This window comes from Streptomyces sp. NPDC048383, from assembly GCF_040651775.1.
Classification (GTDB): domain Bacteria; phylum Actinomycetota; class Actinomycetes; order Streptomycetales; family Streptomycetaceae; genus Streptomyces.
Genome location: NZ_JBEZKS010000072.1, coordinates 1 through 22,736 on the forward strand (window position 1 = coordinate 1; position 22,736 = coordinate 22,736).

The 22,736-nt window shown below is 72.6% G+C and carries 21 protein-coding genes and 2 pseudogenes; 15 read left to right on the forward strand and 8 right to left on the reverse strand.

The features are described 5' to 3' along the window. Positions 1-134 precede the first annotated feature (134 nt). Positions 135-1,223, reverse strand: coding sequence for a glutamate--cysteine ligase (locus AB0D46_RS34015; RefSeq protein ID WP_362883308.1), 1,089 nt, complete (start codon positions 1,221-1,223; stop codon positions 135-137). A 180-nt stretch (positions 1,224-1,403) separates the two neighbouring features. On the opposite strand from AB0D46_RS34015, the pseudogene AB0D46_RS34020 reads away from it, so the two are divergent. The 4 genes and pseudogenes from AB0D46_RS34020 to AB0D46_RS34035 all read left to right on the forward strand — a co-directional run. After that, positions 1,404-1,955: pseudogene (locus AB0D46_RS34020) on the forward strand (transcriptional regulator); the annotation flags it as partial. A gap of 172 nt (positions 1,956-2,127) precedes the next feature. Continuing rightward, entirely contained in the window at positions 2,128-3,804 is a 1,677-nt protein-coding gene (locus AB0D46_RS34025; protein ID WP_362883310.1) for an FAD-dependent oxidoreductase, read from the forward strand. After that, a complete protein-coding gene (locus AB0D46_RS34030) occupies positions 3,801-5,288 on the forward strand; it encodes an ATP-binding protein (protein WP_362883312.1) in 1,488 nt (495 codons plus the stop codon). Before AB0D46_RS34025 ends, AB0D46_RS34030 begins: the two co-directional genes overlap by 4 nt. Beyond that, positions 5,285-5,647 (forward strand): UBP-type zinc finger domain-containing protein, encoded by a 363-nt coding sequence (locus tag AB0D46_RS34035; RefSeq protein ID WP_362883314.1) that lies wholly within the window; start codon positions 5,285-5,287, stop codon positions 5,645-5,647. Before AB0D46_RS34030 ends, AB0D46_RS34035 begins: the two co-directional genes overlap by 4 nt. A gap of 88 nt (positions 5,648-5,735) precedes the next feature. Here the strand turns inward: AB0D46_RS34035 and AB0D46_RS34040 are convergent, their stop codons facing one another. Next, entirely contained in the window at positions 5,736-6,086 is a 351-nt protein-coding gene (locus AB0D46_RS34040; protein ID WP_362883316.1) for a hypothetical protein, read from the reverse strand. 367 nt (positions 6,087-6,453) lie between these two features. On the opposite strand from AB0D46_RS34040, the gene AB0D46_RS34045 reads away from it, so the two are divergent. Both AB0D46_RS34045 and AB0D46_RS34050 read left to right on the forward strand, forming a co-directional pair. Further along, positions 6,454-7,233: a hypothetical protein gene (locus AB0D46_RS34045; RefSeq protein ID WP_362883318.1), complete on the forward strand. Its 780-nt coding sequence runs from the start codon at positions 6,454-6,456 to the stop codon at positions 7,231-7,233. A 153-nt stretch (positions 7,234-7,386) separates the two neighbouring features. Beyond that, complete coding sequence (locus AB0D46_RS34050) at positions 7,387-7,704, forward strand: hypothetical protein (protein WP_281204769.1); 318 nt, start codon at positions 7,387-7,389, stop codon at positions 7,702-7,704. A 226-nt stretch (positions 7,705-7,930) separates the two neighbouring features. Here the strand turns inward: AB0D46_RS34050 and AB0D46_RS34055 are convergent. Both AB0D46_RS34055 and AB0D46_RS34060 read right to left on the reverse strand, forming a co-directional pair. Continuing rightward, positions 7,931-8,196, reverse strand: a pseudogene (locus AB0D46_RS34055) (endo alpha-1,4 polygalactosaminidase); the annotation flags it as partial. A 112-nt stretch (positions 8,197-8,308) separates the two neighbouring features. Continuing rightward, on the reverse strand, positions 8,309-9,790 hold the full coding sequence (locus AB0D46_RS34060) for an oligopeptide:H+ symporter (protein ID WP_362883320.1): 1,482 nt from the start codon (positions 9,788-9,790) through the stop codon (positions 8,309-8,311). Between the two features lie 33 nt (positions 9,791-9,823). On the opposite strand from AB0D46_RS34060, the gene AB0D46_RS34065 reads away from it, so the two are divergent. From AB0D46_RS34065 to AB0D46_RS34075, 3 genes are all read left to right on the forward strand, one after another. Then, entirely contained in the window at positions 9,824-10,069 is a 246-nt protein-coding gene (locus tag AB0D46_RS34065; RefSeq protein WP_362883322.1) for a hypothetical protein, read from the forward strand. Between the two features lie 156 nt (positions 10,070-10,225). Further along, positions 10,226-10,888 carry a DedA family protein gene (locus AB0D46_RS34070; protein ID WP_362883324.1) on the forward strand — a complete coding sequence of 221 codons (663 nt, stop codon included), beginning with the start codon at positions 10,226-10,228 and terminating at the stop codon, positions 10,886-10,888. Between the two features lie 42 nt (positions 10,889-10,930). Then, positions 10,931-11,149, forward strand: coding sequence for a hypothetical protein (locus AB0D46_RS34075; protein WP_362883325.1), 219 nt, complete (start codon positions 10,931-10,933; stop codon positions 11,147-11,149). 46 nt (positions 11,150-11,195) lie between these two features. Here AB0D46_RS34075 and AB0D46_RS34080 read toward each other — a convergent pair whose 3' ends face one another. The 3 genes from AB0D46_RS34080 to AB0D46_RS34090 all read right to left on the reverse strand — a co-directional run bounded on the left by AB0D46_RS34080 (position 11,196) and on the right by AB0D46_RS34090 (position 13,320). Continuing rightward, complete coding sequence (locus AB0D46_RS34080) at positions 11,196-11,918, reverse strand: class F sortase (RefSeq protein ID WP_362883327.1); 723 nt, start codon at positions 11,916-11,918, stop codon at positions 11,196-11,198. Then, positions 11,915-12,745 carry a hypothetical protein gene (locus AB0D46_RS34085; RefSeq protein ID WP_362883328.1) on the reverse strand — a complete coding sequence of 277 codons (831 nt, stop codon included), beginning with the start codon at positions 12,743-12,745 and terminating at the stop codon, positions 11,915-11,917. The genes AB0D46_RS34080 and AB0D46_RS34085 overlap by 4 nt, the downstream gene beginning before the upstream one ends. A 155-nt stretch (positions 12,746-12,900) precedes the next feature. Then, positions 12,901-13,320, reverse strand: a complete 420-nt coding sequence (locus AB0D46_RS34090) for a ribosome-inactivating family protein (RefSeq protein WP_362883330.1) — start codon at positions 13,318-13,320, stop codon at positions 12,901-12,903. A gap of 592 nt (positions 13,321-13,912) precedes the next feature. Between AB0D46_RS34090 and AB0D46_RS34095 the strand changes: the two genes are divergently transcribed. After that, positions 13,913-14,125 carry a hypothetical protein gene (locus tag AB0D46_RS34095; RefSeq protein ID WP_362883332.1) on the forward strand — a complete coding sequence of 71 codons (213 nt, stop codon included), beginning with the start codon at positions 13,913-13,915 and terminating at the stop codon, positions 14,123-14,125. A gap of 42 nt (positions 14,126-14,167) precedes the next feature. Here the strand turns inward: AB0D46_RS34095 and AB0D46_RS34100 are convergent, their stop codons facing one another. Then, positions 14,168-14,482 carry an NIPSNAP family protein gene (locus AB0D46_RS34100; protein ID WP_362883333.1) on the reverse strand — a complete coding sequence of 105 codons (315 nt, stop codon included), beginning with the start codon at positions 14,480-14,482 and terminating at the stop codon, positions 14,168-14,170. A gap of 206 nt (positions 14,483-14,688) precedes the next feature. Between AB0D46_RS34100 and AB0D46_RS34105 the strand changes: the two genes are divergently transcribed. The 5 genes from AB0D46_RS34105 to AB0D46_RS34125 all read left to right on the forward strand — a co-directional run bounded on the left by AB0D46_RS34105 (position 14,689) and on the right by AB0D46_RS34125 (position 22,705). Further along, positions 14,689-16,011, forward strand: coding sequence for a TerD family protein (locus AB0D46_RS34105; RefSeq protein WP_362883335.1), 1,323 nt, complete (start codon positions 14,689-14,691; stop codon positions 16,009-16,011). A gap of 204 nt (positions 16,012-16,215) precedes the next feature. Further along, positions 16,216-18,879, forward strand: coding sequence for a class III lanthionine synthetase LanKC (gene lanKC, locus AB0D46_RS34110; protein WP_362883337.1), 2,664 nt, complete (start codon positions 16,216-16,218; stop codon positions 18,877-18,879). Further along, positions 18,876-19,013 (forward strand): SapB/AmfS family lanthipeptide, encoded by a 138-nt coding sequence (locus AB0D46_RS34115; protein ID WP_281204780.1) that lies wholly within the window; start codon positions 18,876-18,878, stop codon positions 19,011-19,013. Before lanKC ends, AB0D46_RS34115 begins: the two co-directional genes overlap by 4 nt. Before the next feature lie 66 nt (positions 19,014-19,079). Continuing rightward, a complete protein-coding gene (locus AB0D46_RS34120; protein WP_362883339.1) occupies positions 19,080-20,927 on the forward strand; it encodes an ABC transporter ATP-binding protein in 1,848 nt (615 codons plus the stop codon). Continuing rightward, complete coding sequence (locus AB0D46_RS34125; protein ID WP_362883341.1) at positions 20,924-22,705, forward strand: ATP-binding cassette domain-containing protein; 1,782 nt, start codon at positions 20,924-20,926, stop codon at positions 22,703-22,705. Before AB0D46_RS34120 ends, AB0D46_RS34125 begins: the two co-directional genes overlap by 4 nt. The last annotated feature ends 31 nt before the right edge of the window (positions 22,706-22,736 follow it).

Below are 22,736 nucleotides of genomic sequence, written 5' to 3' on the forward strand. Positions count from 1 at the left end.
GAGGGCCCGCACTCCCGGGGGTGCGGGCCCTCCACGGCGTCGAGCCGTCCGTGATCGGGCCGGCCCGGCGCTGACCATGGAGGGCCGCTCGTGATCAGGGAGAGCCGTCCGTGATCGGGCGGAGCTCCCGGTGATCAGGCGGAGCCGCCCGTGATCAGGGCGAGGAGTCCGGGCAGCCCGCCCTCGGCGAGCGCGCGGCGCTGGCGGTCGGCGGGCGTGCCCTCGCGCAGGAGCCGGGTGACGAGGGCGCTCACCTCCCGGTGATCGCCCGCCTCCTCCAGTGCGGGCCCGATGTGGCGCAGCAGTGCGCACATCACGTCACCGCCGCTGTGCGGGCGGCCCGCCGGATCGAGGAGGGTGCCGCTCAGGCCGTACCGGGCGGCGTGCCAGTTGCCGGCCTGGACCAGCTCCGGCGCGGTGACGGCGAGGGGGACCCCGGCTTTCTCCTCCGTCATCGCGGTGGCGACCAGAGCGCGGATGATCCCGGCCAGCATCACCGCCTCGTCGGCCTGGAGCTGTACGTCCGCGCAACGGATCTCGACGGTCGGGTACCGCTCGGAAAGCCTCGCCTGCCAGTACACCTGGCCCCGGTCCTCGATCACCCCCGACTCCAGTAGGGCGTCGAGGCGGCGTTCGTAGTCGGCTTGGTCGTCGAAGTGCGGTAGGGGTCCACTGACCGGCCAGCGGCCGAACACGATGGTGCGCCAGCTCGCGAACCCGGTGTCCTCGCCGTTCCACAGGGGCGAGTTCCCGGACATGGCGAGGATGGTGGCGAGCCACGGTCGGATCCGGTTCAGCACGGCCGTACCGGTCTCCCGGTCGGGTACCCCCACGTGCACGTGCATCCCGCTGATCAGCTGTTCTCCGACCAGTTGCCGGGCAGTCCCCTCCATCCGCCGGTACCGGGCGTTCGCGGTCACGGGGATGGGGACGGCCCCCCGCAGGGGTGCGGCGCCCGTGGCGGCGATCCGGCAGTCGTTCGCCTCGGCGGCCGAGGTCAGAGCGTGGCGCAGGCGCAGCAGGTGACCGCCCACCTCCTCCAACCGGGTGCACACGGGTGTGGCCACCTCGATCTGCGCCTGGAGCAGCTCGTCCTGAACCTCGCCGCGTTCCGCGACGAGCCCGAGTCCGGCCGTACGGCGTACGTCCTCCACGTACGGCGCCGGGAGCCCTGTAGCGGGATCGACCAGCAGGTATTCCTCTTCCACACCGACGGTGATCACGCCCTGCGGCTACCCGTAAGCGTCATGATCACCCCTGCGGGGGACGGCGTACCCGAGAGGGCGCCGACGGGGCGGCCCCGTGCGTCCACTACGACAGCTCGCTGACCGTCGGTTACTGGCAGCGGAGCGTCGAGGACGCCCTCGGCTCCTGATCCGCCCCCGCCGCAGCCCTCCGGGCACTACCTGATCGACAAGCCCCCGACCGAAGTGGGCCCGCCGCCCCTGGAGCGGGACGCGCCCGCGTGGGTGGCGGCGTCCGGAGCGGTGCCCGCTGGCGAGCAGTACGTCACGCTCACCCTTCAGGGCACGGGCAAGGAGACGGTGGTCCTGGACAGCATGACGGTCCGTACGGCCGGCAAGCGGACGCCGCTGCCCTGGAACGACTACGCCATGGGTTATCCGGGCGTCGGCTGCGGCGCCGGTGTGCCGACGCGTTCCTTCACCGTGGCCCTCGACGCCGCGCGGCCGGCCTTCGCGCCCGTGGCCGGGGAGCGGAACTTCCCGTTCATGGTGAGCGAGTCCACACCCGAGGTGTTCTACGTCAAGGCGGACGCCTCCGCGTACGACGTCAGCTGGTACCTGGAGCTGGCCTGGTCCAGCGGTTCCCGGCACGGCACCGTCACGATCGACCACAACGGCAAGCCGTTCCGTACCAGCGGGCACAACGGACGCCCCGGTTTCGAGTTCCCGCTCGGTGGTGAGCGATGGGCACCGGCGGGGTCGACCTCCTGACCCGGCGCCCCGGCCGGCAGCGCGGCTGACCGCCGGCGACCGCGGCTGTACCGGGAGCGCACGGCCCGGGCGTCCCGGAGCGGTTCCGGACGATCGAACATACGATGGGCGGGAACCGGCGCGGGCGGCACGCCGTGCCGCCCGCCCACAGCACTCGGGGTGGAGACGACGTATGGCACAGCCCGCCGAAACGGCGCGGACCGTCATCCTTACCGTGGACGACGACCCGGGGGTATCCCGCGCCATCGCCCGTGACCTGCGGCGGCGCTACGGCGCCGAGTACCGGATCGTGCGCGCCGAGTCCGGGGAGTCCGCGATGGAGGCGCTGCGCGAGCTGAAGCTGCGCGGCGATCTGGTGGCGGTCATCCTCGCCGACTACCGCATGCCGCAGATGAACGGCATCGCGTTCCTCGAAGAGGCCATGCTCGTGTACCCGGGCGCCCGGCGGGTGCTGCTCACCGCGTACGCCGACACCAACGCGGCGATCGACGCGATCAACGTGGTCGACCTCGACCACTACCTGCTCAAGCCCTGGGACCCGCCGGAGGAGAAGCTCTATCCGGTCCTGGACGACCTGCTCGCGGCCTGGCGCGCCGGCGACCACCGGCCGGTACCCGCCACCAAGGTGGTCGGGCACCGCTGGTCGGCGCCCTCCTCGGCGGTCCGGGAGTTCCTGGCCCGCAACCAGGTGCCGTACCGCTGGTACTCCTCCGACGAGCCGGAGGGCCGCCGGCTGCTGGAGGCGGCCGGGGTCGACGGGCAGCGGCTGCCGCTGGTGGTGACGCCCGACGGTGGCGTGCTGGTCGAACCGGAGCCGGCCGAGCTGGCCGCCCGCGTGGGGCTCGCGACGACCCCGACCGCCGAGTTCTACGACCTCGTCGTGATCGGCGGCGGCCCGGCCGGGCTCGGTTCGGCCGTGTACGGGGCGTCGGAGGGGTTGCGCACGGTCCTGATCGAGCGGTCGGCCACCGGAGGGCAGGCCGGGCAGAGCTCCCGCATCGAGAACTACCTCGGCTTCCCGGACGGCGTATCGGGCGCGCAGCTCACCGAGCGGGCCCGCCGGCAGGCCGGCCGGTTCGGCGCCGAGATCCTGACGGCGCGCGAGGTCACGGGGCTGGAGGTCAACGGTGCGGCCCGCGTCGTCCGCTTCTCCGACGGCTCCGCGGTCGCCGCGCACAGCGTGATCCTGGCGACCGGCGTCTCGTACCGGCAGCTCCACGCACCGGGTTGCGACTCCCTGACCGGCTGCGGGGTGTACTACGGCTCCTCGCTCACCGAGGCCGCCTCCTGCCAGGGGCAGGACGTGTACGTCGTGGGTGGTGCCAATTCCGCCGGGCAGGCGGCGATGTACCTGTCGCGGGGCGCGAAGTCGGTGACGCTGCTGGTGCGCGGGGAGTCCCTGGCCGCCTCGATGTCGTACTACTTGATCCAGCAGATCGAGGAGGCGCCGAACATCACGGTGCGCCCCCGGACCGTCGTGGACGAGGCGCACGGCGAGGGGCACCTGGAGCAGTTGACGTTGCGGGACGTGGACAGCGGGGCGACCGAACTCGTCGACGCCCAGTGGATGTTCGTGTTCATCGGCGCGGCCCCGCTGACGGACTGGCTGGACGGGACGGTGCTGCGCGACGAACACGGTTTCATCCTGGCGGGCCCGGACCTCACGCCGGACGGGCGGCCGCCGGCCGAGTGGGAACTGGACCGCGCGCCCTACCACTTGGAGACCAACGTGCCGGGCGTGTTCGTGGCGGGTGACGCGCGCGCCCAGTCCGCGAAGCGCGTCGCGTCAGCCGTCGGAGAGGGAGCCATGGCCGTGATGCTCGTCCACCGGTACCTGGAGCAGTCGTGAGCGGGCAGGTCATGCCCTGCGCGCCGCAGGAGATCAGCTCGCTGTTCCTGTTCGAGAAGCTCTCGCCGGAGCAGCTCGGCCGGCTGTGTGCGCAGGGGCGGGTGGAACGGTTCGAGGTGGGACCGGTGTACACCGAGGGCGACCCGGCCACCTGCTTCTACGTGATGATCGAGGGCACCGTCGTACTGGCCCGCCGGGTGGGCGGCGACGACGTCGAGGTGAGCCGCACCTCGCAACGCGGGGTGTACGCGGGCGCCATGCAGGCGTACTTGGGCGACCGGGTGCCGCAGACGTACACCAACTCGATGCGGGTGACCGAGCCCACGCGGTTCTTCGTGCTGCCCGCGCAGTCGTTCGCGGACGTCATGCGGGAGTGGTTCCCGATGGCCGCGCACCTGCTGGAAGGTCTGTTCTTCGGATCGAAGAACACCCAACGGGCGATCGGACAGCGCGAACGGCTGCTGGCACTCGGATCGTTGTCCGCAGGTCTCACCCACGAGCTGAACAACCCGGCCGCGGCGGCGGTACGGGCCACCGCGGCACTGCGCGAGCGGGTGGGCAAGATGCGGCACAAGCTGGGCGTCATCGCCCAGGGACCCTATCCGCGCGAGGTGCTCGCCGGCCTGATCGACATCCAGGAGCGGACCGCCGAACGCGTCGCGAAGGCGCCGTCGTTGAGCCCGCTGGAGGCGTCCGACCGGGAGGACGAGCTCGCCGACTGGCTCGACGACCACGGCGTCACGGACGGCTGGCGGGTCGCGCCGACCTTCGTGCAGGCCGGCTTGGACACGGACTGGCTGGAGCAGGTCGCGGCAGCCGTGGACGAGGACATCCTGCCGGGGGCGATCGGCTGGCTCAACTACACGGTCGAAACAGAGCTGTTGATGGACGAGATCAACGACTCCACCACCCGCATCTCCCACCTCGTGGACGCGGCCAAGCAGTACTCGCAACTCGACCGCGCCCCGCACCGCGTGGTCGACGTCCACGAACTGCTCGACAGCACCCTGTTGATGTTGTCCGGCAAGATCGGCTCCGGCGTGCGGGTGGTCAAGGACTACGACCGCTCCCTACCCGACGTACCGGCCTACCCGGCGGAGCTCAACCAGGTGTGGACCAACCTCATCGACAACGCCGTCTTCGCCATCGGGAGCACCGGCCGCGAGGGCGTGTTGACGGTCCGCACGGCACGGGAGGGGGACCGGCTGCTGGTGGAGTTCCGCGACACGGGGCCCGGTATCCCGGCGGACGTCCGCAACCGCATCTTCGATCCGTTCTTCACCACCAAACCGGTCGGCGAGGGCACCGGTCTCGGCCTTGACATCTCCTGGCGGATCGTCGTCAGCAAGCACCACGGCAGCCTCCAGGTCGAATCGGTGCCGGGCGACACCCGTTTCCAGGTGCTGCTCCCACTGACCGCCCCGGAAGCCGAGGTGTTCCCCGAGGCTTCCGAAACCGACACCACCGAGGAGGACTCCGTATGACCGGCATCGACGGCATCGAGGGCATCGACCCGAGCGTCCCGCCCACCGGCCCCGGCTGCGCCGACTGCGACGAGGCGGGCGGCTGGTGGTTCCACCTGCGGCGCTGCGCCCAGTGCGGCCACGTCGGCTGCTGCGACTCCTCACCGGGCCAACACGCCACCGCGCACTGGAAGTCGAGCGGCCATCCGCTGGTGCAGAGCTTCGAGCCGGGCGAGGAATGGTTCTGGAACTACGCCACCGACGCCATGTTCGAGTCGGGGCCGGAGCTGAAGCCGCCGGGCGGCCACCCGTCGGACCAACCATCGCCGGGACCCGCCGACCGCGTCCCGCAGGACTGGGCGAACCAGTTGCGTCGCTGAGGCGACGCCCCCGCCGCTGCCGTAGGACCGCGGAAACGGGCCGACGGCAACGGCGGACGCGTACCGCCGGGAGCGCGACGGGCCGGGTTCAGCAGGAGCGGACCGGCTGGAGGTTGTGCACGAAGCGGGCCGAGACCCAACCGTTGAAGCCCTGGATCCGGTACCAGACGGGGTTGCCGTCCACCCAGCCGCCCCGCTTCTGGCAGTTGAGCAGGATGCGCTGGTGCGGACGCAGCACCTTCACGACGTCCGAGTACACGGTCGGCTTCTGCCGGACGTAGAGCGCGGCTTCGGACACCACCTCCCCGACGGGGTGGGCGGCCCTCGGCGCGCTGAGCGCGGGGACGTCCGCGTACTGACCGGCGGCCCCCGCCGTGGCGGCTCCGGGGCCGAACAGCACGGCGGCCCCCACCGTGCACACGAGTACCGTTCTCTTCATCCTTGCACCGCTCTCCACGAATCCGTACCGGCACCGAATGACCGGCGGGCGCTCAGCGCCTTCAGCGCCCCACACGACTATCCGCGCGGACGACCGCCCCGGCGCTCGGACACGCCCGCCCTCCTCCGGATGGCCCCTCACGATCGCGGGCGACCGTACCGTTCCCGTCGCCGTCGCCGTCGCCGTCGACCGGGCGCGAGCGCGGGGCACGGCACCCCACCTACGGCCCGATAGGGTGTTCGATGCCTCATGGTGGCGCGTGCCCCGCGCCCCACGGAGCCTGTACAGCAAGCACGTTGCCCGGAGGCACGAAGTGAGTGGGACCAGAGCGATATACGGGGACCGGTCGGCGCGCGGCGGTGCGCCGATGGCGTTCCTGCGAGCCTGGTGGACGAGCTTCGACGAAGCCCCCATCGCCGGACGCGTGCACGATCAGGTGATCCGCAAGGTGCAGCACCTGCGGATGGCGCTGGGCCTGGGCGCCGGCATCTGGCTGATCGTGTCGTATCCGCTGAGCAACGGCGGAGCGGAATTCGTCCTCGGCAAGATCGTCGAACTGGGCTTCGCCTGCGCCATCCTGGCCGCCGGAAGCGTGGTCGGCATCACCGCCTTCCTCATCGCGAGCACCCGGGACCGACGCCGGGACTTCGCCGAGCGGCTGCGCAGGCCGATCACGCTGGTCCTGCTGCTCGTCGCGGGCCCACTGGGCACGTGGGGATCGATCCGGTCGCTCAAGGGCGAGCTCATCACGATCGACATCTTCAGAGCCGTCATCACCCCGATCTTCGGCGAGGGGTTCCTCGCCAAGGTGGTGGCCTTCCTCCTGCTGGTCGTCGGGTGGCTGTTGTCCATCGCCGTACTGCTGTGCTCGATCCCCTTCACCCTGTTCTCCGCCTGCATGTGCGTCTTCACCTGCCTTCGGGCCGGGGACGTGCACCAGATGCTCCCCGCGCTGATCTCGCCGCTGCTGGTCTGGTCGCTGCTCGCCTTCCAACTCTTCATCGGCCCGGACGTCGCCGCGCCACCGCTGGTCCTGTACACCTTCATGCTCGGCGGCCCCCTGTCGGTGACCGCGCTCTCCGTCTGGGAGGTGCGCCGGCTACGCCTACGCCACGGCATCACCCTCCGCAACGCCCTGGGCCGCTGATACGCCGTCACTCCCGGTGGCGTCATGGCCGCCGGCCGGATCCACACGTCGTCGGCCACCGGGGGTCGGTGAACCCGCCGAATGGCGAATTCGGTGCCAGCGCGCCGACCGGCTTCAACTGCGGCGGGCGCAGCGCGGATTAGGCTCGGCCCGATGACGGAGAATGAGATCCAGCTCAAAGCGATCGCCGCGCTCACGGCCATCAGGTCCGGCGCCGACAGCCAGTTCGTCTCCGACTTGCTGGGAGAGGTGATCCCCGCGGAGTTCGTGGTGCCGGTCGACGCCGGTTTGGAGGAGACGGGGCTCGCGGTGTTGCGGCAGGTCTCGCAGCCGCTCAACGCCCTGGTCAACGGCTTCATCCTGGCGTTCGACGTCGTCGCCACGGCGCTCGACGCCGCCGGCCTCGACACGTCCACCGAAGACCTCCTGCAGACCCTTGCCCTGAGCCTGGCGGTCGAGGACACCGAGTGAGTACCGCGTCCACCGCGCGCGGGACGGCGGGGTGCGGGCGGGCCTGGTGCGGAGAGGCGCCGCGAAAGGATCCCGGCGGCGGTGGCCGGTCAGTCCCCGCGTCGCCGTCCACCCGCCACCACCGCCGACCCCGGAGCGCGACCGCGGGCGTGCCCGTCGAGCCGATCGGGTGCGCCCTCCTCGGCGGCCGGGCCGCCGTGGGGAGAACCCGCTGGGGCCCCCTGGTTCAGCAGGGTTCGCGCCAGGTGTCCAGCTCCATTTTCTTCAGCATCGAGGACAGTTTGAGGCGTCGGGCCTCGCCGCAGAATCCCGAGGTCGATCCCACGTATTCGACGTGGAACACGGCCCGCACTCCTCGTTGACCGCGAAGTCGAAGTCGTTCACCAGTTGCGGGATCTGCGGCAGGTCGTTCTTGAGTCCGACGGACAGTCCGCGCGCGTGGGCGATCTCCGCGATCATGCGGTTGTAGGCGAGTTGGTGGTCGGCGGTCAGGCGGCGACCTGGCCGATGACGGTGGGGATCACCGCGCGCAGAGGCCCGTATCCGTTCACCCGCCCCGCACCGGGTGATGCCGGTCGCTGCCGACCGGACGCGGCCGGGGGCGTCAGTGGTGGCCGAGGAAGCGGGCGGCCACGGCCTTGCGGGACAGCAGCACGGCCACGCCCACCCCGATGGCAACCAGCACCTCCACCGCCACGACCGGGAGGGCGTTCAGGTTGGCCCCGGCGATGGCGGCGAGCGAGGTGGCGCAGTCACCGGCGGTCACCGCGAGGAACCAGACGCCCATCATCTGGCTCCCGTACTTCTCCGGCGCGAGTTTCGTCGTCGCCGACAGGCCCACCGGCGACAGGCACAGCTCGCCCAGGGTCTGGATCAGGAAGATCAGGGCCAGCCAGAGCGGTGTGACCTGTGCGCCGCCCTCCGCGGCCGCCAGGGCCAGCAGGAACACGGCGAAGGACAGGCCCACCAGGACGAGTCCCAGGCCGAACTTGGCCGGGGTGGACGGCTCGCGGTCGCGGCGGGCCAGCCACTGCCACAGCCAGGCGAAGACCGGGCCGAGCGCCATGATGAACAGCGGGTTCAGCGACTGGAACCAGCTGGAGGGGAAGTCGTAGCCGAACAGCGTGGTGTCGGTGTTCTCGTCGGCGAAGATGTTGAGGGTGGAGCCCCCCTGGTCGTAGACCATCCAGAAGATGGCGGCCGCGACGAACAACCAGATGTAGCCCGACACCCGGGACTTCTCGGCCTCGGTCAGTTCCGGATCGCGCCGGATCCGGGTGAGCGTCCACGCGGGGAAGACCAGTCCCAGCACGGTGAGCGGGACCATCACCCAGTTGAGGGTGTAGTGCCCGGACAGGCCGACGACGAGGTAGAAGACGACCGGCACGAGCAGCCAGAGCAGCCCCTTGCGCACCATGGATCGCCGGTCGGCCGCACCCATCGGGGAGGGGACGAGGTCGCTGTGCGGGCTCAGCGAACGCCGGCCCAACAGGTACTGGGCCAGCCCGAGCGCCATGCCGACGCCGGCGACCGCGAACCCGAGGTGGTAGCTGACCTTCTGGCCGATCGTGCCGATGACCAGCGGGGCGAAGAAGGCACCGAGGTTGATGCCCATGTAGAAGATCGTGAAGGCGCTGTCCCGGCGCTCCTCCAGCGGGCCCTGGTAGAGGTGGCCGACCATCGTCGAGATGTTGGCCTTGACCAGGCCCGAGCCGACCGCGACGAAGAACAGGCCGGCGAAGAAGAACGCGGTGGTGGGCACGGCCAGCAGGAAGTGCCCGATCATGATGATCACGCAGGCGGTCGTGACGGACCGCCGGGGCCCGAGGAAGCGGTCGGAGACCCACCCTCCGGGCAGCGTCAGCAGGTACACCATGGAGACGTACACGCTGTAGATCGCCACCGCGGTGCCGGTGGAGTAGCCGAGGCCGCCCTCGGCGACCGGAGCCGCCAGGTAGACGGCCAGCAGGGCGCGCATTCCGTAGTAGCTGAACCGCTCCCACATCTCGGTGAGGAACAGCGTCGCGAGTCCTCGGGGGTGTCCGAAGAACGTCCGCGGTTCGATCTCCCGGACCTCTGTGCCCACGGTGCCCCCGTACTCCTGGTTCCGGCCTGCGCGATGACAGCTGCAACGTACGTCGGGGCGGGTGCGCGGGGGCGGCGGCCCGGCCCGGCGGGACGCGCGGGTCCGGCCGAGTTCCGCCGTTCGGTGGCGTCCGGCCACCCGGCGACGTCGCCGGGGCGGGGCTGCCGGCCGACGGCCGGGGTGCTCGAAGGCGTCGGGCACCGGCTCCCCGACGCCTTCGCCGACCGGATCGCGCCCCTGCCGCTCGCGCAGCTCGCCGCCCGACCGGTCGGGCGGTGACCCGGCATCCCGCGGATTTCCGCGGGGTGGGTACCGTGGTAAATCCCACCGGGTCGGACGGACAGCCTCATACCGGCACTGAGCTGCGGTTTCCAGCATGAACGGGAGCCGGGGCAACCGCCCCGGTCGACCGGACCCGCCTTCTGGAGATTCCCCATGACCCTCACGACCGCGGCGATACCCCACAAACCCACCGACGGCTTCGCGGGCTGGGCCACCGGCCTCGTGGAGACGCTCGGCGGCCCGGGCGCCGGCCTGGCGATCGCGCTGGAGAACCTCTTCCCGCCGCTGCCCAGTGAGGTGATCCTGCCGCTGACCGGCTTCGCCGCCGGGCAGGGCGTCCTCAGCCTGCCCTCGGCGCTGTTCTGGACCACCCTGGGCTCGGTCGTGGGCGCCGCGGCCCTCTACTGGATCGGCATGCTCCTCGGGCGCGAGCGGATGCACGCGATCTGGGCGAAGCTGCCGCTGGTGAAGGCCTCCGATCTGGAGCGCACCGAGAAGTGGTTCGCCAAGCACGGTACGAAGGCCGTCTTCTTCGGCCGGATGGTGCCCGTCTTCCGCAGCCTCGTGTCGGTACCGGCGGGCGTGGAGCGGATGCCGCTGTCCACGTTCCTGATGCTGACGACGCTGGGCAGCCTGATCTGGAACAGCGTCCTCGTCATGGCCGGTTACTGGCTGGGCGACCAGTGGGACGTGGTGGAGACGTACGTCGGCGTCCTGTCCAAGGCGGTCCTGGTGCTGGCCGTCGTGGGCCTGGTCGCCTTCGTGACGGTCCGGCTCCGCGGCCGCGACCGAGCGCGGCACCGCCACACCCCGTGACCGCCCCCGCCCGATCCGGCCGGGCCGGCCGGGGGCCGGTACATGAGGGCCGGCCACGGGTGGGCCCGGACCGTCCTGACCGTCCTCACCCTGTTGAGGCTGCTGTTCACGTTCGCCGACTCGGGCGTGAACGGGCCGTGGCCGGACGGTTGGACGCTGTTCTCGGCGCTGCCCGACCTGACGGCCGCGGCAGCCGTCGTGTCCATGCACCTCCCCGGAGCGCGCGGACACTTCACGTCCCGCACGCGACAGCCGGCCTGACGGGTCCACAGGTCCCGTCAGGTCCGCGGTCGTTGGACGCCTGCGGTCACGCGGTCCCCGTCATGCTGGCGTAGACCACGACGTTGCTGTCGTAGTAGTGCTTCTTCGGGTCGAAGTCGCCGCCGCAGGTGACCAGTCGCAGACCCGCGTGGTCGAGGTTCTTGTACACCTCCAGCGTGGGGAATTGGGCCTTCGGGTACTCGGCGACCTTGTTCACCGTGAACGTGACGGTCTTGTTGTCGCGCCGCGTCACCTTGATGGTGTCGCCCGCCTTCATCGTCCGCAGCTTCTCGAAGACGGCCGAGGCGCCGTTCCACGTGACGTGCCCGGCGATCACGGCGGGGCCCTGGGAGCCGGGCGTCGGCCCCGGCTCGTACCAGCCCGCGAGAGCGGGGTCCTTCGGGGTCTGCATCGTTCCGTCCCCGTTCAGCCTCAGCGTTTCCAGGGAACTGGACAGGCCGAGCGACGGGATCGAGATCTTCTGCGGTTCCGACCGGGCGAGGACGGGTTCGGTCCGGCCCGCGCCCGTCCCGTCCGGGGGTCCGGCCCCGGGGGACGCCCCGTGGCCGGCGGACGGCTCCCCGTTGGGCGGCTTCGCCGCCCCGTCGGCCGGTGCTCCGCTCCCCGCCGCCTGCCCCTGCGGGTTCGGGGGCGCCGGGTCCTGGCCGGCGCATCCGGCCAGCAGCAACGCGCCGAGGGCCGCCCCGACGACGGGTCCCGCGATCCGGCGGGTCCGGGGCCGCGGTTCGCGGGCTCCGACGCCCGTCACGCGGCGCCGTCCTCGGTCTTCGTACGGCCCGGGTGCACGGTGACCCGCTTGCGCGCGAGCGTCATCGCGCCCGCCATCGCCACGTACGCGAGGACCGCCGCTCCGGCCGTCGTCGCCAGCGGCACCGCCGCGTCCGCCGCCGGGTCCCCACCACCGGTTTCGATGGCCCCGACCGGGATGGACCCCACGGCAGCGCCCTTGACCTCACCGCAGTTGGTCGGGGCGGTGGCCTCCTGGGGCAGCTTCGGATCGAGTTCGCTCTTGCCGGCGCCGTCGAAGTCGTACTTGTCGTTGTCGTTGCGGTCGATGCCGTGTTGCACGACGTGCAGGTCCTTGATGTGGTCGACCACGTCCTGACCGACGGTGATGGTCCGCTGGTAGGAGAGCTTGCCCTGCTTGTCGGCGACGGGCATGCGGTCCACGGCGAGACCGCTGGTCGCCTTGGTCTCACCGGACGTGGTGAGCGAGATGTTGATGTCGCCGTAGTCGACGGTCGCCTCGGTGTTGTTGAGGATGCCGTCGCCGTTCGTGTCGTCACCGGCGTCGGGGCAGTGGAAGTCGTGCCCCTTGGTCGAACCGTGCAGGTGCTGGGCCGAGGGTTGCCCGGGCACCATGCCCTCGGACTCGATCCGGACGGTCAGCAGTTTGCCCTTGAGGCTGAGCATGACCGTGCCACGGGACCCGGAGTCGTTCAACTGCGCCAGGTCGATCTGGTACGCCTTGCCCTCATCGGCGACGGCCGGACCGGAAAGGCCCAGGGTCAGGAACACCGCGGCGGGTACGACGGAAATGACCGCGAGGCGGCTGCCGGCACGCTTGACTATCACATTCGCTCCTGTTCCTCGGATTCCCGGGACGGGAATCACGGGTCGCGCGGGTGGGATGAACGGAAGGAGAGGCTCTCCGCCCCTCCTTCGAAGCCACGACACCCTCGGATGGGTGCTCCTTCGAGGAATTCTTGGAAGAATTCATCGCACGCCGGTCACGCGGCTGCCCACGGCGCGATCGACAAAGGACCACCGGTCATCCAGATACGTGAGACGTCGTCCGCCAATCGAGGGGAACGGGCCGCCGCGCACAGCATTTCCGACAGCACGAGGATTCCGCGCGCCGTGCACCTGGGGTCGCTGTTGCGGTGCAACCAGATCACCGCGTTGATCATGGGGCGGCGCCCCACGGGCAAGGCCGTACGCCCGACGCCGGCCACCGCCTCCAGGGCGGCCGGGCCACCGCCGAACGGGAGGGCTGCCGTACGGAGCATGCCCGGGGGCGCGGCCGAGTCCCGTACGTGCCGGAAGTAGGCCTCCGGCGGGGCCTGCCCGTTCTCGAAGGTGTTGCGGAAGCCGACGATCCGAACGTCCGAATTCCGTGCGAGGAACTCGATGTACAACTCGATGGACAAGCCCCTCAACCGAATGTTCAGGGGCAGGTACCGCACGGTTTCCGCCCCGCTCCCCGCTCTTCGGGGAAACCACAACGCCTCCGCCGTACTGGACCGGACGGCCGACACGAGGAGCCGATATTCCGCCACCGGGGCGTCCTCCACGGAAAACGAAACGGGTTTCAGCACGACGGCATCCGTCAGCTGGAGGAGATCGGAACTCGCGTTCCCCACCGGAAATCCCGTCGCAGCCGGTTCGATCCTGCCGCATTCGCGCACGCCACATCCACCGCCTTGACATCACCCCGGTCGACGACGGGTTCACATCGCCCTTGTCGCCGGGCCTGGTTCGGTCCGGTTCTTTGTAGTCGTCCGTCCGGGGCGGAAACGAATACTTGGCCTCTGATGCTAAGAACTCCTCACGCGACCGAGGATCGATGACCATCCGCGCCCCGACCCGCCTCACCCCGCCGCGCGCGCGGGTGCGGGAGGGTCGGGCATTCGGGTGGTCGGGCGACGTGTCGGGGTGGCGGGGGTGGGGCGGTTCTGCATCCTGGGCCGGGCACGGCAGCGCGTTCCGGCGCTGCCCGCCCCGACCGAGAAGGAGTACGGGATGTCCACGGACGCGGTAGGGCGGTTCCTCGCGGCGCTGGAACCCCGGCAGCGGGAGGCCGTCGCCGGCAGACCGCGGGCCGATCAGGAGCGCCTCGCGGGTGCCTGGGAGCGGGAGCTGGCGTCGGACGACGAGCTCGACACCCTCGACGAACTGTCCCCGCCCGCCGCGGAGGCCGAGGCGGCCCGGCGGGTCATGGACCGCGAGGCGTGAGGGCGCCCGGCGGGGCGGCCGGCGGGGCGGCCGGCGGGCCGTTCAGTCGCCGGGGGTTTCCAGCGGGCGCAGGAAACGGCGTTCGTACCGCTTGATGCAGCGGGTCTCGCGCGCCAGCTCGAAGGCGGCCTGGCACTCCGGGTCGGACATGCTGTCCGTGCGGTACTGCTCGTAGGCCGCGAAGCCGGGGAAGGAGAAGAGGGCGTAGGCGATGTCGCTGTCGCCCTCGCTGGGCAGGAAGTAGCCGTGGTGGGTGCCGCCGAACCGGTTGACCAGGTGCACCCAACGGCGCCCGTACTCCTCGAAGTCCGCGAGCTTGTCGACGTCGATCTCGTACTTCAGATGAATGGTGATCACCCGCCCATCATGCCGGGTGGCCCCGCCGCGGATCGCGGTCCCGGCCCCGGGCCGGCCGCGGATCGGCCACGACGGACGTGGCGGGCGGCGCGGCCGGGTTCGGCAAGTTGGGCCGCAGTGGCGGCAATCGGCCCCTTCGGGGAGGCGATCGCACCGAAACCTCGTACGCTGCGACGGACTGGGAGACGTCGTGGAGGGGGATTCACATGTCCTTGCAGAAGGGCGCCAACGTACCGGTGTCGAGTGCCCGGGTCCGGGTGGAACTGGGCTGGCGGGGCGGTCCGGGAGCGCCGGACGTGGACGTGTCGGCGCTGTTGCTGACGGCTGCCGGCAAGGTGAGGTCGGACGACGACTTCGTGTTCTACAACCAGCCCGTGCACGCCAGTGGCGCCGTGCGCCACGAGGGCCGGCGTCAGGACGGAGCGGGCACGCTGGAGACCATCGCGGTGACGCTGTCCGCGGTGGAGCAGGAGATCGGGACGGTGGTGATCGCCGCCTCCACCGACAGCACGTTCGGGCAGGTGGCCGGTCTGTTCGTGCGGGTGCTGGACGCGGACGGCGGCGCGGAGACGGCCCGGTTCGACGCCACGGGTGCCACCTCGGAGACGGCGTTCGTGCTCGGGGAGCTGTACCGGCGCGGCGGCGCGTGGAAGTTCCGGGCGGTGGGCCAGGGGTACGCCTCCGGGCTGGCCGGGCTCGCCACCGACTTCGGCATCACGGTCGACGATCCGGCCCCGCCGGCTCCGCCGCAACAGGCGCCCGTGCGGCAACCGGCCCCCGCCCCGCGGTCGGAGCCCGTGCGGCAGCCGGTGGCTCCGCCGCCGATCCACCGGCCGGCGGCACCGGCTCCGCACGTCCCCCAGCCCGCGCAGCCCGCGCACACCCAGCCCGTACGGCTGTCGAAGATCACCTTGACGAAAGCGGCGCCCGCCGTATCGCTCGCCAAGCAGGGGGCCACCTCCGGCGGCATGCGGGTCAACCTCACGTGGAGCGCCGCCACACCCGCGCGCGGCTGGATGCGCAAGGGGAGGGAGGCGGTCCAACTCGCGGACGTGGACCTCGACCTCTCCTGTCTGTGGGAGCTCCAGAACGGCACGATGGGGATCGTCCACCCCATCAACAACCAGTTCGGCTCGTTCGACCAGCCCCCGTACGTCCTGCTGGACCAGGACGACCGGACCGGGGGCAGTGACGACGGCGAGAACCTCATGATCAACCTCGATCACACCGCCGACATCAAACGCCTCCTGGTGTTCGTGTCCATCTACGCCGGGGCCACCAACTTCGCGGGGCTGCAGGGCGTCGCCACGCTGTACCCGCCCGTCGGTCCGCCGATCGAGGTGCGCCTGGACGAATGCACCGTGCCCGCGCCGGTCGCCGCGATCGCGCTGATCGAGAACGTGGGCGGGGAGCTCATCGTCCGACGGGAGGCGAAGTACATCGTGCTCCCGCCCGGCATCCTCAAGCAGCAGGCGGTGGACCTGGCGTACGGCTGGGGCATGGGCTGGGAGCCGGCCAGCAAGGACTGACCGCTCCGGCCGCCCCGAACCGGCCCGTGAGCTGCCCGAACGCCCCGACGCGAGGACCCGCGTCGGGGCGTTCGGCCGTCCCCGGCGGGGTACGGCGGGCAGGTGACTCGTGCGTACTGCACACCCCGGCGATGACAGCCGTGACTGTCGCGGCCCTCGGTCCGCGTGACAGCGTGAGGACATCACCGACCGAGGGGAGCAGGAGTGAACAAGGGGTACGCCGCCTTCTGCGACGCCGACCGCTGGTTCTACGACGCGCCGTACCGCCGCGCCGAGGAGAACTACCCGGCCGCGCTCGCCCCCGTACCGGCGGGGTGGCAGACACACCGCAGCGGGGACTGGCTGGCGCTGCGCCCCCTGGACGCCCAACTCCCCTCCCAGGGCTGGAAGATCCACGTCTCGGCGTGTCTGGACAACGCCGAGTCCGTCCTGGAGCGGGTGCACCGCTACTGCGTGGAACGTCGGATCGCGTTCAAGTTCGTGCCGAGCCGCTACCTGCTGCACCTGCGCAACGCGAAGTACGCCGACCGTGCGGCGAGCGGCAAGTTCCTGACCGTGTACCCGGCGGACGAGGAGCAGTGCGGGCGCGTCGCGGCGGACCTCGACGCGTTGCTGACCGGCGAGCCGGGCCCGTACATCCTGAGCGACCTGCGCTGGAACGACGGTCCCGTGCACCTGCGGTACGGGAGCTTCACCCTGCGGCACTGCTACGACGACCTCGGGGAGCTCGTCCCGGCGATCGAGGCCCCGGACGGCCGGTTGGTGCCGGATCCGCGGGGGCCGGTGTTCCAGCCGCCCGAGTGGGTGGAGCCGCCCGCGTTCCTGGCGCCCCACCTGGCGAAGCGGGCCTCCGTCACCCTGGCGGGCCTGCCCTACGCCGTCGAGCGGGCCCTGCACTTCTCCAACGGGGGCGGCGTGTACGCGGGGCGGGACGTCCGCTCCGGCGAGCGGGTCGTCCTGAAGGAAGGGCGTCCCTTCGCGGGCCTCGCGGCCGACGGCGCCGACGCCGTGACCCGGCTGCACCGCGAACGCCGGGCCCTTGAGCAGCTGGCCGGGCTGGACTGCGTGCCCTCGGTGCACGGCACCTTCACCGTCGGGGACCACCACTTCCTCGTGATGCAGCACTTGGAGGGCAAGCCCCTCAACACCTACTTCGCCCGCCGGCACCCGCTGATCGAGGCGGACCCCGACCCCGCGGAGCTCGCCGAGTACACCCGGTGGGCGCTGGAGGTCCACCGGCTGGTGACGGAGGCCGTGGAGGCGGTGCACGCCCGCGGCATCGTCTTCAACGACCTGCACCTGTTCAACGTGATGGTCGCGGAGGACCCGACGACCGGCGCGCCGTCGGTGTCGCTGCTCGACTTCGAGGCCGCCGCCCACGTCGACGAGGGGCTGCGGCAGACCGTCGCCAACCCGGCGTTCGTCGCCCCGGCCGACCGGCGCGGTTTCGCCGTCGACCGGTACGCCCTGGCCTGTCTGCGGCTGGCCCTGTTCCTGCCGCTGACCAGCCTGCTGGTGATGGACCGGACGAAGGCGGCGCACCTGGCCGACATCGCCGCCGAGCAGTTCCCCGTACCGCGCGAGTTCCTCGACGAGGCGGTACGGGAGATACTCGCCGGCCCGGACGGCGGCCCCGCGGCCGGGTCCGAGGATCCTCCGGGATCCGGCGGTCGGACGATCACCGTGCGGCGCCCCTACTTGCCGGTCGAGCCCGGCGACTGGGAAGCGGCCCGCGCCTCGATGACGGCCGCGCTGCGGGCGAGCGCCACCTTCGACCGCGACGACCGGTTGTTCCCCGGGGACACGGCCCAGTTCGCGACCGCCGGTGGCGGGACGGGCTTCGGCTACGGAGCGGCCGGCGTCCTGTACGCGCTCGCCGAGACCGGCGCCGAACCGTGGCCCGAGGCCGAGGAATGGCTGTTGGCCCGGACGAAGGAGCCCGCCTCCGGCATGCCGTTGGGCTTCTACGACGGCCTCGCCGGTCTCGCCTGGACCCTGGAGCGGCTCGGCCACCGCGAGCGCGCCCTCGTACTCGCCGAGCAACTCCTCTCCCAGTCCTGGCAGTCGGCGGGACCGGACCTGCACGGCGGACTCGCCGGCATCGGACTGGCCCTGGACTCCCTGGGTTCGGCCACCGGTGAGGACGAACTCCACACCGCGGCCCTGCGCTGCGCCGAACTCCTCTGCGAACCCGCGGCCCGGCCGAACCGGGCCGGTCTCCTGCACGGCCACAGCGGTCCCGCGCTGCTCCTGCTGCGGCTCCACGAACGCACCGGTGAGAAGGAGTTGTTGGTCCGGGCGGGCGAAGCCCTGCACCGCGACCTCGACCGCTGCGTGACCAGCGCCTTCGGCACGCTCCAGGTCGACGAGGGATGGCGCACGATGCCCTACCTCGGCGGTGGCAGCGTGGGCATCGGGATGGTGCTGGACGACTGGTCGCGGCACGCCCGGGACGAGCGCTTCGAACGGGCCCGGCCGGAGATCGTCCGCGCCGCCCAGGCGACGTTCTACGCGCAGCCCAGCCTGTTCCGCGGCGCGGCCGGCATGATCCTCCACCTGGCGCGCACCACCACGCCGGGCCCGGGGTCCGCCCCCGCGGACATCGCCCGACAGGTGGAGGCCCTCGCCCGGCACGCCGTCCCCTACCAAGGCTTCCTGGCCTTCCCCGGCGAGCAGATGATGCGCCTGTCCATGGACCTGTCCACGGGCACGGCCGGCGCTCTCCTCGCCCTCGGCAGCGCCGCGCCCGGCGGGCGCGCCCAGCTGCCGTTCCTCCCCCCGCCGCGCTCCGCCGCGGCCCACGAGCCGGTCCCCGTCCTGGGGGCCGTGACCCATCGGAACACCACAGTGAAGAGGAATCAGACATGACGCTTCTGGACCTGCAGTCGATGGACACCCCGAAGGAAGAGACCACCGAGGCCGCGCACCTGACCGGCGGTGGCAGCCGGGCCAGCCTGCTCCTCTGCGGCGACAGCAGCCTGAGCATCACGACCTGTAACTGATCAGGTCATTGAGGGCCCGGGCGGTTCACCGCCCGGGCCCGCACCACACCCCTGGAGCCGCCGCCCATGACAGCGTCCGATCCCGTCGGTGAGGCGGCGGCCGCCCGCGGCGCCGACCGGGCGCTGCGGGCGGCCGCTCACCACAGCGCCGGCCGTCTCACCGCCGGCGCCGTCTGCTCGGTGGCCGCCGCCGGCGCGGCCCTGGCCGAGCCGGCCGTCCTCGGCCACACCCTCGACCTGCTGCTGCGACAGGACCCCGCCGGCGCGCGCTGGACCGCCTGGTGTGCGGCGATCATCGCCGCGGAGGTCCTCCTCGACGCCGTGACGGCCCGGCTCAACGGCGGCGTGGACGCCCGTTCCACCTCCTGGTTGCGCCGTACGGGCCTCGCCCGGCTGCTGCGCACCGCGCCGCACCACGCCGCCCGCCACTCCCCCGGTGAACTCTCCGCCCGGCTGACCTCGCACGCCACCACCGCCGGGGCCGCCCCGGCGGCCGTCGTCGGCGCGGCCGTGGCCCTGCTGCCCCCGGTCGGCGGACTCGTGGCCCTGTTCCTCGTCGACGTGTGGACCGGGTTGGCCTTCCTCGCCGGACTCCCGCTGCTCGTGCTGCTGTTGCGGGCCTTCGCGCGCGATTCGGGTGCCAGCGTCGGCCGTTACCAGGAGGTGCAGCTCGCCCTGGCCGGCCGCCTCGTGGAAGCACTCGCCGGCGCCCGTACGATCGCCGCCGCCGGCACCGCCGAGCGCGAACAGGCCCGTGTCCTGGCCCGGTTGCCCGAACTCGGTGCCGAGGGGCGGCGGACCTGGCGGATCTACGGATCGACCATGGCCCGTACCAGCGCCCTCATGCCGCTGCTGCTGTACGTGGTCCTCGGCGTCGGCGGGGTCCGCCTCGCCGACGGCGCACTCGGTGTCGGCGGCCTCCTCGCGGCGGTCCGCTACGCGGGCCTGGCGGCCGGGGCCGGCGCCGTGACGGGACGGCTGGCGGCCGTGGTCCGCGGCCGGGCCGCCGCCCGCCGCACGGCGGCCCTCTTCGATCTGCCCGAACTCCCGCAGGGGACTGCCCGATTGCCCGAAGACGGCGCGGGCACCCTGGAGCTGCGCGGCGTACGCGTCGTGCGCGCGGGCACCGTGGTCCTGCGCGACGTCGACCTGCGGATCCCCGGCGGGACGACCGCCGCCGTCGTCGGCTCCTCGGGCTCCGGCAAGACGACGCTGGCCGCCGTGGCGGGCCGGCTCACCCCCTGCGACGAGGGCCGGGTCCTGCTCGACGGGGTGCCGCTGGACGAACTTTCCGCCGAGGAGCTGCGCCGGGAGGTCGGCCACGCCTTCGAGCGACCGGCCCTCTTCGGGACGGACGTCGCCTCCGCCCTCGCCTTCGGCAGCGGCCCGGCGCCGGACCCGGAGGCCGTGCGCGCCGCCGCGCGGGCGGCCGGCGCCGACGGCTTCGTACGGCGGCTGCCCGAGGGCTACGCGACGGCGCTCGCGGACGCGCCGATGTCCGGCGGGGAGCTGCAACGGCTGGGCCTGGCGCGGGCGTTCTGCCGAGCGGGGCGGTTGCTCGTCCTGGACGACGCGACGTCGAGCCTGGACACCCTGACCGCCCGGGAGGTGGAACGCGCGCTGGCCGCCGACGTCCGACCGGGCACCCGTCTCGTCGTCGCCCACCGCATCTCCTCGGCCGCCCGCGCCGACCTCGTCGTCTGGCTCGACGCGGGACGGGTCCGGGCGACCGGCCCCCACGCCGAGTTGTGGCGCGACCCCGCCTACCGGGCGGTGTTCGGCGACGGAACGGACGCGGCCGGGGAACCGGCCGGGCCGTCCGCCGACGAGGGCGGTGGCCCGGGTACCGACGGCCCGTACGGAGCGGGCCTGCGGCCCGCTCCGGAACCGCCCGGCCGGGAGGCGGTCCGGTGAGCGAGTACGGAACCTGGCGGCGGGTGTCCCGTGAGGGCCGCCGCTTCCTGCGCGAACGACCCGGGGCGCTGCGCCGGCTCGCCCTCTGGTCCCTGCTGGAGTCCGCGCACACCTTCCTCGGCGGTTACGCGGTGGCCCGCGCCCTCGACGACGGTTTCCTCGCCGGCCGGACCGGGACGGGCCTCGGCTGGCTCGCCGTGGCCGGCGCGGGCGCCCTGCTGGGCGCGCTCGCCCTGCGCGGCGTGTTCGGCGGCCTCGCCGATCTCGTCGAACCGCTGCGGGACGGGCTGGTGCGGCGCTCGGTGCGGCAGGCGATCGGGCGGGCCGTCGCGGATCCCGGGCGGGCCGGTGACGCGGGCGCGGTCTCCCGGCTGACGCAACAGACCGAGATGGCCCGGGACTCCGCCGCCGGCCTCGTCCTGGTCGCACGGTCGTTCGTCTTCACCGCCCTGGGCGCGCTGCTCGGGCTGGCCGCGCTGTCGCCCGTACTGCTGGTCCTCGTCCTGCCCGCGCTGCTGCTGGGCACGGCCGGGTTCCTGGCCACGCTGCACCCGATGGCGCGCGTGCAACGGTCCGCCCTCGACACCGACGAGGCCTTGTCCGCGCGGGCCGCCGAACTGGCGTCGGGGCTGCGCGACGTCGTCGCCTGCGGGGGCGCGGCGAGCGCCGGAGCCGGGGTGGAGTCGCTGATCGCCGAACAGGAGCGGCTGACCGTGCGGCTCGCGCGGTGGACCGCGCTGCGCACGCTCGCCCTGGGCGTCGCGGGTCGGCTGCCGGTCGTCGTCCTGCTCGCCGCGACGCCCTGGTTGCTCCGGCGCGGGGTGAGCGCGGGCGCGGTGGCCGGGGCGCTCACCTACCTCGTGCAGTCCCTGCTCCCCGCCTTGGACGCGCTGATGACGGCCCTGGGGGCCGCGGGCACCCGACTGCTGGTGGTACTGGACCGGTTCTGCGAGCCGGAGGGGGCGGAGCCCCCGCTCCCGGCGCCGGCCGCCGTGCCGGGGCCGACGCGCGCGCCCTCACCCTCGCCCGCACCCGCGCCGTCGCCCGCACCCGCGCCCGTGCCCGCCGTCGAGCTCCGTGGCGTCAGCTTCGCCTGGGGACCCCGTGCGGACCCCGTGATCGACGGGCTCGACCTGCTGGTCGGGCCGGGCGAGCACCTGGCCGTGGTGGGGCCGAGCGGCATCGGCAAGTCCACCCTCACCGCTCTGATCGCCGGCCTGCTACCGCCCGGACGCGGCACCGTACGGGTCGCGGGGGCCCCCGCGCCAAGTGCCCCGGGGCGCGGCCCCGACGTCCGTCGGACGCTGCTGCCCCAGCAGGCGTACGTGTTCACGGGCACGGTCCGGGAGAACCTGACCCACCTGTGCCCCGGCCCGGTGTCCGGGGTCGAGCTGGACCGGGCCGCGGCCGCCCTCGGCGCGGACGCCCTCGTGGCCCGGCTCGGCGGACTGGACGCGGCGCTCGACCCGGGCCGGCTCTCCCAGGGCGAGCGCCAACATCTCGCCCTCACCGCCGCCTACCTCTCCCCCGCCCCGCTGCTGCTGCTCGACGAGGCCACCTGCCACCTCGACCCCCGGACCGAGGAGCGTGCCGAACGGGCGCTCGCGGACCGCCCCGGCACCCTGGTGGTGGTCGCCCACCGGATCTCCTCCGCCGTCAGGGCCGACCGGGTCCTCGTCCTCGACGGGACCCGGGCGGTGTGCGGCACGCATGCGGAGCTCCCGGCCAGGTCACCCCTGTACCGGGATCTGGTGGGCTTGTGGAACGCGCGCCGGTGAGGCGCGAACGGCCGAGGGGAACTCGGGCCGG